10 protein-coding genes are annotated in these 9,268 nt (G+C 69.0%); 2 read left to right on the forward strand and 8 right to left on the reverse strand.

What is annotated here, in order from left to right:
- Positions 1-42 precede the first annotated feature (42 nt).
- Genes PKA89_RS08465 through PKA89_RS08475 form a run of 3 tightly spaced genes read right to left on the reverse strand, consistent with a single transcriptional unit; the run spans position 43 to position 2,106 of the window.
- Complete coding sequence (locus PKA89_RS08465) at positions 43-1,473, reverse strand: ThiF family adenylyltransferase (protein WP_324418505.1); 1,431 nt, start codon at positions 1,471-1,473, stop codon at positions 43-45.
- Positions 1,463-1,843 carry an E2/UBC family protein gene (locus tag PKA89_RS08470; RefSeq protein ID WP_324418507.1) on the reverse strand — a complete coding sequence of 127 codons (381 nt, stop codon included), beginning with the start codon at positions 1,841-1,843 and terminating at the stop codon, positions 1,463-1,465. Before PKA89_RS08470 ends, PKA89_RS08465 begins: the two co-directional genes overlap by 11 nt.
- A 5-nt stretch (positions 1,844-1,848) precedes the next feature.
- Positions 1,849-2,106, reverse strand: a complete 258-nt coding sequence (locus PKA89_RS08475) for a multiubiquitin domain-containing protein (protein WP_324418510.1) — start codon at positions 2,104-2,106, stop codon at positions 1,849-1,851.
- A gap of 267 nt (positions 2,107-2,373) precedes the next feature.
- On the opposite strand from PKA89_RS08475, the gene PKA89_RS08480 reads away from it, so the two are divergent.
- Positions 2,374-3,384 carry an aldo/keto reductase family protein gene (locus PKA89_RS08480; protein ID WP_324418512.1) on the forward strand — a complete coding sequence of 337 codons (1,011 nt, stop codon included), beginning with the start codon at positions 2,374-2,376 and terminating at the stop codon, positions 3,382-3,384.
- Positions 3,385-3,449: 65 nt separating this feature from the next.
- On the opposite strand, the gene PKA89_RS08485 is transcribed toward PKA89_RS08480, so the two are convergent.
- From PKA89_RS08485 to PKA89_RS08495, 3 genes are all read right to left on the reverse strand, one after another.
- On the reverse strand, positions 3,450-4,433 hold the full coding sequence (locus tag PKA89_RS08485) for a hypothetical protein (protein WP_324418514.1): 984 nt from the start codon (positions 4,431-4,433) through the stop codon (positions 3,450-3,452).
- 211 nt (positions 4,434-4,644) lie between these two features.
- Positions 4,645-5,328: a nuclease-related domain-containing protein gene (locus PKA89_RS08490; RefSeq protein WP_324418516.1), complete on the reverse strand. Its 684-nt coding sequence runs from the start codon at positions 5,326-5,328 to the stop codon at positions 4,645-4,647.
- Between the two features lie 339 nt (positions 5,329-5,667).
- Positions 5,668-6,813 (reverse strand): DUF3500 domain-containing protein, encoded by a 1,146-nt coding sequence (locus PKA89_RS08495; protein WP_324418519.1) that lies wholly within the window; start codon positions 6,811-6,813, stop codon positions 5,668-5,670.
- Positions 6,814-6,933: 120 nt separating this feature from the next.
- On the opposite strand from PKA89_RS08495, the gene PKA89_RS08500 reads away from it, so the two are divergent.
- Positions 6,934-7,254, forward strand: coding sequence for a putative quinol monooxygenase (locus PKA89_RS08500; protein WP_324418521.1), 321 nt, complete (start codon positions 6,934-6,936; stop codon positions 7,252-7,254).
- Positions 7,255-7,257: 3 nt separating this feature from the next.
- Here the strand turns inward: PKA89_RS08500 and PKA89_RS08505 are convergent, their stop codons facing one another.
- A complete protein-coding gene (locus PKA89_RS08505) occupies positions 7,258-8,427 on the reverse strand; it encodes a hypothetical protein (RefSeq protein WP_324418522.1) in 1,170 nt (389 codons plus the stop codon).
- Positions 8,428-8,549: 122 nt separating this feature from the next.
- A partial coding sequence (locus PKA89_RS08510) for a tyrosine-type recombinase/integrase (protein WP_324418523.1) occupies positions 8,550-9,268 on the reverse strand: 719 nt, incomplete at its 5' end.

A 9,268-nucleotide genomic window follows, 5' to 3' on the forward strand; every position in this document is an offset into this window, starting at 1 on the left:
TGACAGTCAACATAGGACGCTTGCCCCCCCGGTGTCTCTTTCTCATGCGTGGCGCGCCGAGTTGGCCTGGTACAGCGTGGACACGGTCTGGCCCGAACCGAGGCCGAGAAGTCCGGCGACCCCACACACATGGCAACCGGGGTCAGAGACCATGGCGGTTGTCGTGAGGCGACGAGCATGAGCTCGGTACAGCAGGCGATCCGTCGGCGTGCCGAACATACCGGCCAGCAGGTGACAGGCCTCGAGGACTGCCAGGCTGGCGACCACGCCGTTTAGCGCGATCACGCTTGGCGCGGGTTCGCTCAGGTCTCGTAGGTACCCGCGCGCGACCTCCCGTCCGCGGGCCTCTTCCGACAGGTACTCCTGCCGGACGAGTTCCGCGTCAAGAGTGCCTGCGCAGAGCAGGCATCCCCCGCCCGGGCGAAGCACCCGAACACCTCCACCGGCAGACACGCCGGTCGGCGCAGCCATCACTTCCACTCCGAGGTCGATGATCGGCACCAGGAACTGCTGGGCAATCTCGTTCAGTAAGGCTCGCGATCCGTGCCCGTCTGTGCACGCGAAAACCAGGTCCAGTTCGGCAATGGCAGTGGGGTCGAGGCTGAGGACGCTCAGATGGTGCGCCGTGACGGACGCAAGAGACTGGGTTCGATGGACAAGGTCGACAAGAACGTCGACCTTGGGCCGGCCGATGTCATCCGGAACCGAACCGACGATGCGCGACAGGTTCGACGACTCGATGACGTCATAGTCGACGAGAACCAGATGCCCCACGCCAAGGTGGGCCAACTGCTGCACCACCTGCGAACCGGTCCCACCGCATCCGACAACTCCTACGCGCGCTCGTGCAAGCTGCCGCTGACCTGCCGCACCCCAAGCCCTCACCTGGCGGTCCACGCGATCTTCCGTCTTCCGTAGCAGGTCGTCGACGCCTTCCGGGCGATCGAGTACACCTGTGATGAGCCCGGCATCGGCGGCCGTGGTGGGCACCAGTGTGGCGATGGTGTCTCCGATGACGCGGACGCGATCCAGCGCACGCATTCCGTCCCCGGTCCACACAGCGCCATCGAGGCTGGCATGGCCAAGGACAAGAGCGCCAACTGGCCCCTCGACCCTTCTAGTCAGGACGCGACCGCAGAGGTCAGCCTCTGTCCGTCGGTCGAGCGTCGACGCACGCACCGTGCCGCGGCCGTGAGGGTGGCTATGGCACAGCACCAACGTCGCACGTCGAGCGCGGGCCAACTTGGCCAATCGGGCGGTTGCAAGCGGGCTGACCGAGATGTGCTGGCCCCCGTAGGTGACGATGTCATTCCTCGAAAGGGGTACGACCTCCTGAGTGACAAGGTAGGTGTCATCTGCGGTCTCGAGGAAACCGCAGATTAGGAATGCGGCGTGCTCAAGCCCGTCGTTGGGCAGCAGCTGGTCGCGCAGTTGTGCCCAGTGCTTGGCCGTGATGCGCAGTTCAGTGGGCACGACGGAACCTTTCGGCTATGAAGTGGGCGTAGGTGACGAGAGTGTGTCGGGCGGGGAGCCATGGAGTCTGAAGGTGCCAGGAGAACCAGAGGCGATTCTTGCCCTCGAGTAGTTGCTGGCCACTGTTCGACGGCACAGCGCCCGACGCCAGGCGCAGGTTCTCGTTCGCGAAGAAACAGTCCGGCTGAGCGGTCGGATATGGCACGGGAACGATGAACTCGACCTCAGCCAGATCTTGCGACCAACCCGGCGCAAGCGTCATAGACACGCTGACAACATGGGTGCCATCGGGGAGTGGTCGCATCGCGGCGCCCGGGAAGGTCGCCGATAGCTCAGACATCTGCCTCTTCAAGACCGCTTCGGTCGCCATGCCCGTCAGCCGAGGTTGCCAACGGGCACGTCGTAGAAGCGCATGCCACTCTTCAGCTCGACAGTCTCAGCCGGCGCGATCGGGCGATCATCGCCAGCTCCAGGTACTTCGAGGAAAAGCTGGTTCCCAACCGGGACCCCGGCGAGTTGCGCCAGCTCGGCGCCAGTCATCGCCCCGCGGGTGACCTTGTAGTGCTCGTCGTTGATGTGGATGTTGATGACTGTGTTGGGCTTGCCCTTCACAGTCGACGCGGTGGCGGTCATCGCGTGCTCCTCTCTCCAGGTTCTCACCCGATTTCGCACGCGTGTGACGGTCAGGTGTGGTTGACCGCCCAGATCGAAGGCAGCCCCGGTTCACCCGCGTAGCACCCGAGGCTCCCCGGCCCTTGGGTATCGAAGAAGTCTGGCCGTCAGGGTCGAGACACGAGTTGGGACGCGCAGTTCGACGAGGAAGCACAAGGCCCTACCTCCCCCGGACGATCAGAGGACCCGAAGGCTGGAGGAAACGATCACCAGGCATACCGTTGCTGCATGAACTTTCGCTACCTCGGCAACAGTGGACTGAAGATCTCCGAGATCACCTACGGCAACTGGCTCACCCACGGATCGCAGGTGGAGAACGACGTCGCGACCCAGTGCGTGCGCGCCGCGCTCGACGCCGGCATCAGCACCTTCGACACCGCGGACGTCTACGCCAACACCAAGGCTGAGACCGTCCTCGGCGAGGCGCTCAAGGGCGAGCGGCGCGAGAGCCTGGAGATCTTCACCAAGGTCTACTGGCCCACCGGCCCCGGCGGGAAGAACGACACCGGCCTGTCCCGCAAGCACATCATGGAGTCGATCAACGGCTCCCTCGAACGCCTCCGGACCGACTACGTCGACCTCTACCAGGCCCACCGCTACGACACCGAGACCCCGCTCGAGGAGACGATGACGGCCTTCGCCGACGTCGTGCGCCAGGGCAAGGCGCTCTACATCGGCGTCAGCGAGTGGACCGCCGAGCAGATCCGCGAGGGCCACCGCCTCGCCAAGGAGCTCAACATCCAGCTCATCTCGAGCCAGCCGCAGTACTCGATGCTGTGGCGCGTCATCGAGGGCGAGGTCGTCCCGACGTGCGAGGAGCTCGGCATCAGCCAGATCGTGTGGAGCCCCATCGCGCAGGGCGTCCTCACCGGCAAGTACGTGCCCGGCCAGCAGCCGCCGGAGGGCTCGCGCGCCGCCGACGAGAAGGGCGGCGCCGACATGATCAAGCGGTTCATGAACGACGACGTCCTCACGCGGGTCCAGGCGCTCAAGCCCGTCGCGGACGACGCGGGCCTGACGATGGCGCAGCTCGCGGTGGCGTGGGTGCTGCAGAACAAGAACGTCGCTGCCGCCCTCGTCGGGGCGTCGCGTCCCGAGCAGGTGGGCGAGAACGTCAAGGCCGCGGGCGTGACCCTCGAGCCCGAGCTGATGCAGCGGATCGACGACGTGCTCGGGAACGTCGTGGAGCGCGACGCCGCGAAGACCGCGGAGACGGCGCCGAAGACGCGCGTGGCCTGACGCACGACTGCAACGACGGGTGCGTCACCGGAAGCAGCTCCGGTGGCACACCCGTCGTCGTGGGGTCAGGGATTCGCCGTCACCGCGGCCGGTCGGCGGTTGACCATGAGGACGTCCGTTCGGCTCGGCAGCCAGCGCACCGCGGCTGCCGTCGCCGGGTTCGAGCCGTAGACGAGCAGCGCGAGGAACACCCCGTAGACCGGCAGGTGACCGACGAGCTCGGTCTGGCCGAAGAGGAACAGGGTCGCGTTGAACGGCACCATCGCGACGAGGACGGCGACCTGCGGGAACGCGCCCGACAGGACGAGCAGGCCGAAGAGCAGCTCGACGCCGCCCGCGATGACGACGAAGACGTCGGTCGGGACGTCGAGGCCGATGACGCTGAAGACGTTGAGCGCCGGGAACGCGTCGAGGGTCGCGCGGGCCATCGACGGGTTGGTGAACTTCTCGGTGAAGGCCAGCGCGATGAGCGCCACCCCGACGCCGGCGCGCAGCGCGAACAGGGCCGACCGCAGCTGGTTCGGGGAGAGCGACGCGGCGCCGTGCCGGTCGGCTCCGGCGGGGGCGATGACGAGGAAGGCCGCGACGGCGGCGAGGTTGGCGCACTCCAGCAGCGCCATCGGTCCGGTGAAGAGGACCATGACCGGTCCGAGCAGCAGGGTCAGGGCGGCGGCCCAGCGCTGTTGGAACCCGGTGATGAGCCAGACGCCCAGCCCGGCCTCGATGAGGAGAAGAGCAGTCCCGCCGATGCCGTGGAGGTCGTCGACGCTCGGGGTGACGAACATCCCGGCGGCGGCGAGGGCCAGCAGGGCCACGCCGAGGTGGATGCCGAGCAGGCGTGGGACCCACGGCGCGAGGTCGCCGAGGCGGCGCAGCCACGGGAGCTCGGGACGGTCGATCCGCAGCGCCACGAGCCGCCAGGTCACGGCGACGACCACGACGAGGGCCGTCACGACGAGCGGCACGGGTCGCAGGAAGAACGACCAGTCGCCGGCGGCGGAGTCGACGAACCAGCGCTCGTGGGCGGGCAGGGCCAGGGCGGGGGACATGCGGTGGGTCTCCATCGGTCGAGGTGCGTGGCGCCGCGTGGTCCAGCGCCGCCGGTCTCGTGGCCGGCACCATCGACGGTACGTATGCGTGAGTCACCGGATCAGGGCCGAAGGTCCCGAGCCGGTGGGCCCTTGGTCGCCGATTGGTCCGGTCCGTCGATCGCATGGGTGACAGGACGATCCGTCGGGCTGCTGCTGCCGGTGCCGTGCCTCAGGTCATCGAGGGCAGGGCCTCCGACAGCGCCATCGCCAGCTCGAACCGCCGCTCGTCATCGACCTCGCCCGCGGCGGCGACCACCTTCCCGAGCTTCTTCGGACCGGAGAGCCGGACGTCCCCGACTCGGCGATGGCCCTCCCAGAAGGGGAGGTACGCGTCGACGAAGCACAGGACCGGGACGATGACGACGTCCTCGTGGCCGGCCTTGGCCAGGACTGACCGGACGACCTCGCACTGCTCGTGGATGCCGTCGACGAGGTTGGTCCTGCGTCGTCCGCCGACCTTGACGGTCTCCGTGGCGGGGCTGAAGAGTCCGCCTTGGCGCTCGACCGTCACCTCGGCGTTCTTGTACTGCTTGGCATCGATGACGAACACGCCCCCGGCGCCGACGAAGAGGTGGTCGATGTTCGCCCGACGCCCTGGGATTCGCCGGTCGTGCAGGGCGTAGCCGTGGCCCTCGTCGACGAGCACCGTGAGGGCCTGCGCCACGCGCTCCTCGCCGGCGGCGCCGACCCGCCAGGCGTGGGTGGTCTGCCTCCCGTCCGGGTAGAAGAACGCGTTGAGGGCCCGCCAGACGCGCGAGCGCTCGGCGCGGGCAGCGTCGTCCTTGGCCTTCCGGCGCTCGTACTCGCGCTTCGCCCCCGCGCCTGCGACGCCCACGTCGAGGACGCGCGGCACCGGATCGAGGCCCGGCGCAGGCTCCGTTTCCGGCTCCGTCGGCACGGCGTGTGAGGGAGGTGCGGTGGGCTGAGCGACAGATTCGGCTGCGGTCGGCGTCGGCGCCTCGTCCTCCGACGCCGTGTGGCACGGCAGGCACCGGACACTGCGGCTCGAGCGCACGTAGGCGGCGCGCTCGCCGGCGTCGACCTGACGGCCGCAGCCGCACGTCCCGGCGTACCGCAGCCGCATCACCTTGACGTCGGGTGTCGTCCCCACGATCGCCCCCTCCCGTAGCCCTGCCGAGCGTACGAGAAGCCCCGCCTTCGCCGAAGGGGTTCGCCGAGAACCGGAGGCGGTTCAGTGGTGGCGGGCGCGGTGGGCGGCGAGGACGTCGAGGCCGAAGTCGGCGGCCGGGTCGCGCCACACGGAGTGGGCGTGGTTGGCGTCGCGCTGGGTGTTGTCCCACTCGATGAGCAGGTTCGGGCCCTGGAGCCGGTAGTAGTGCGGCGCACCGGGATCGGTGGGTCCGGCCCAGGCGAAGTGCACCGCATCGAGCGCAGCATCGTCGTAGGTGGGTGAGGGCGAGACGCCCTCGGGCACCCGGTCGAAGTAGGTGCCGAGGAGCGCGCGAAGCACCTCGCGCTGCTCGCCACCGAGGTCGCGACCGGCGATGCCCTTCGGAGCCAGCGTGTACTCGAGGACGGCGTGGTCGTCGTCGCTGTAGTCGGCGACCTCGTCGATGCGGTCGCTGGCCGCCTGCAGCTTGGCCTGCTCCCCGTCGTCCGGGAAGCGCTCGTGGCGCCAGATGGCGGCGAGCGGGAGGACGCGGTCGCCCTCCGCGACGGTGGTGCGGTTGACGGTGACGAGGTCGGAGGGCGCCTTGTCGAGGAGCACCGCCCGGTCGTACAGGTCGCGGGGGAGGGAGCGGACGAGCTCGCGGCCGAGGTCCTCGACGCGGGCGAGCGGACGGTTGACGATGCCGCCGAGCAGGGGTGAGGTGGCGGGGTCGGCGCCGAGGAAGCACGGGGTGGTGGAGACGAGCTCGCCGTCGACGACGAGGTTGTTCAGGGACACGTGGTGCCCGCCGAAGCGCCAGCCCCACGTGGGTCCGGCGGGGTCGCCGAAGACGCGCAGGTAGTACAGGCCCGGGTCGCGGCCGCGCTCGCGGTCGAAGCGGGCGACGAACCCCTCGATCCGGTCGAGGACGTTCTCGAGCCCCATGACCGTCGCGACGGTGACGTAGCCGGCCATCGACAGCCCGCTCGCGACGAGCCGCATCGCGCCCCGCTGCTGCGTCGGCGACTGCTCGTGCATCGTGAGGCCGCCGTGGTCGGTGGGGGTGTAGAACCAGCGGCGGCGCTCGGCGTCGTCGTCACCGTCGGTGGGCACGGCGCCCACGGCGACGGAGCGCTGCTCCGCGGAGAGCGTGTCGAGCCACTGCTGTGCCGCCGCGGCCATCGCCGTGGCTGCTGCGCGCCGGGGTGAGGTGTCGTCATCGGCCATGATCCGACCCTAGGCCTCGACACCGGTGGTGCGGTACTGACCTGCCGGTTTAGGGTCCGAGGACGGCGTGACGCGGGCCGACGACGGGGTCGACCGCGCAGCCCGAGCCGTGGAGGAACCGTGACCACTCCCACCGACGACAACCGCGACCTGCTCACCGTCATCGCCTACATGAAGGCGGCTCCCGGTAAGGAGGACGAGCTGCGCGACGCGCTCCAGGCGCTCGTCGAGCCGACGACGCAGGAGGACGGCTACGTCAACTACGACCTCCATGAGTCGGTCGAGGAGCCGGGCCGGTTCTTCTTCTACGAGAACTGGCACTCGAGCGAGCACCTCGACGCGCACCTGGCGGCTCCCCATCTGACGGAGTTCATCGCCCGCATCCCGGATCTCATCGACTCCGATGGGCTGACCGTTAACCGCGTTCGACGTATTGGCTGAGCGTCACAGTCCGAGGCGACCGGCCACGTTGTCACGGAGCAGGTTCTCCCGGCGCTCGTGGACGGCGACGGACTGCAGGGAGCGCAGCCCTGCGTGGCTGGCGACCTCGTGGGCAGGGATGCCGTCTCGAAGCGCAGTCCTGATCCAGCCGTCTCGGAGGTTGGTGAAGTTGTAGACGTGCGCGAGGCCTGCCTCCTCCGCTCTCCTGGCGATGACCTTGTTGAGGCGTTCCGGCGCCAACGGCCGCACCCAGATGCGAGAGCCCGCGACCTGGGGGAACGCGGGGTGCTCGTCGCTGCCCCGTTCCACCGCCAGGAGGGTGTCCAGCCATGCCTGCCACGCTGCCAGCGGACAGTACTGGTCCCCCGTCGCGGTGATCCCGACCAGGTCTCGTCGTCTCAGGCTGTCGAGGACGACCCCCTGCGGTGAGCTGCGGATGTCCCCGATGGTCAGGGCCGTGGCTTCGTGGGTCGTGAGGGCAGAGCCGAAGCCGACCAGGAGCAGAGCCCGGTCCCGTAGCTGCTGCGGTGTGGCGGCGCAGCGGTCCTCGATGATCTCTTCGAGGGCGGCGCCCGGCAGTGGCAGGCGCCTCCTCGTCGTCCGGTCGTAGGCAGGGAGCGACTCACACAGTCGCCACATCTTCCGGTAGTCGGATGCGCCCCACTGGGAGGCGAACACCGGACGCGTCCGGTCACCTGATCGCAGCCACAGATCACGAAGTGCCTCATGGGTTCGCGCGGCGCCGGATCGAGTCAGCACTACCATTTCGTGCCGGTCCGAGGCGCCTTGGCTCCGCCAACGCACCTCCGCTGACTCCTTGGTGAGTCGGACGTCGCACCACCGCAGCCGTGAGAGCGCGGCGGCGGAGACGCCAGTGGCGTTGGCAAGCAGCAGGGCTGTCCTCCACCGCCTCTGGTCGAGCGTGGGAGTCATGGTGGCGTCGACGAGTGCGTGGACCAACTCGCGGTAGAGGGGTTGACCGCGCGCGTCGCCGCCAAGCGGCGCCTCGTGGTGCAGGCCGCGGAGCAGACGGCGAATGTCTGGATGAGTGCTCCATGGCGGGTCGCCGTCGAGCCGAGCCCCAGTGTCGAGGAGCCCCAGAGTCGTGCGCAGCCGACGCCCCAGTACGCCGCGCGATTGGAGGTGCGTCAGGTAGAGGAGCACGGTGGTCACGCCAGGAGGTAGCCCGTGGCGACGGCGAAAGGTGGTCAGGTCCGCCTCTGCTCGGAGGATCGCGACGCGGTGTTCAGGCGCCACGGTGGGATGCAGTGTGTCGGCACGGGATGGCACGGGGGTCACATGCCAAGCCGAGCCGCGGTGTTGCGCCGGAACGGGTCGTCGTTGCGGATGTAGAGGATCAGCGAGTCGAGGGTGGCGTGGCGGCTCTGGCGAGCGATGAGTTCCAGCGGGATGTCGAGGTCGGCGGCTGTGCTAATGAACCCGGCCCGGAGGCTCCGGCCACCCCAACGCCCCCGGAGCCCGGCTTGGTCGGCGCGGCGTTGAACGATTCGGGTGAGTGACTCCGGGCTGAGGGGTGCCGTCAGGAGCCGTCCGGACCGCCCGACCGGAACGAAGACAGGGAGGTCGCTCACCGCCGCTGGGCCGAGTTGTTCCTCCACCCTGGCCCTCCACGCGCTCACCGCTTTCACAGGGCAGGTGAGCTCGCTCTTGCCGAGGGGGATGCCCACGTCGCGACCGCGACCCATGACGTCGGTCTTCGACCACGTGAGGTGGACGACCAGACCCTCATCCACCGTCTTGACGTCCCTCCAGCGCAGTCGGGTGAGGTCGACACGCCGGAACGCCCCGGCGAACCCGAGGAGGATGGCGGCCTTGTCCCGGATCACGTCGCTGGGAGGTCCGCTCAGGACCCGAAGCGTCATGGGGCTGGGTTGCCACTCCGTTTGGCCGCCGATGGCGCGCAGTCGTGACGCGCGCACGTGGAAGATCGCCTTCGCGGACAGGCGTCGACCGTCGAGGTCGTGGCGGGTGGGTGAGGTGAAGACGGGCCCGT

The organism is Phycicoccus sp., from assembly GCF_035325325.1.
Taxonomy (GTDB): domain Bacteria; phylum Actinomycetota; class Actinomycetes; order Actinomycetales; family Dermatophilaceae; genus Phycicoccus.

What these genes read in the sequence shown, in the direction of transcription:
- PKA89_RS08470 (WP_324418507.1), bottom strand. Translation starts at nt 1,843, where the DNA reads ATGGCGACCGAAGCGGTCTTGAAGAGGCAGATGTCTGAGCTATCGGCG.
- PKA89_RS08475 (WP_324418510.1), bottom strand. Translation starts at nt 2,106, where the DNA reads ATGACCGCCACCGCGTCGACTGTGAAGGGCAAGCCCAACACAGTCATC.
- PKA89_RS08480 (WP_324418512.1), top strand. Translation starts at nt 2,374, where the DNA reads ATGAACTTTCGCTACCTCGGCAACAGTGGACTGAAGATCTCCGAGATC.
- PKA89_RS08485 (WP_324418514.1), bottom strand. Translation starts at nt 4,433, where the DNA reads ATGTCCCCCGCCCTGGCCCTGCCCGCCCACGAGCGCTGGTTCGTCGAC.
- PKA89_RS08495 (WP_324418519.1), bottom strand. Translation starts at nt 6,813, where the DNA reads ATGGCCGATGACGACACCTCACCCCGGCGCGCAGCAGCCACGGCGATG.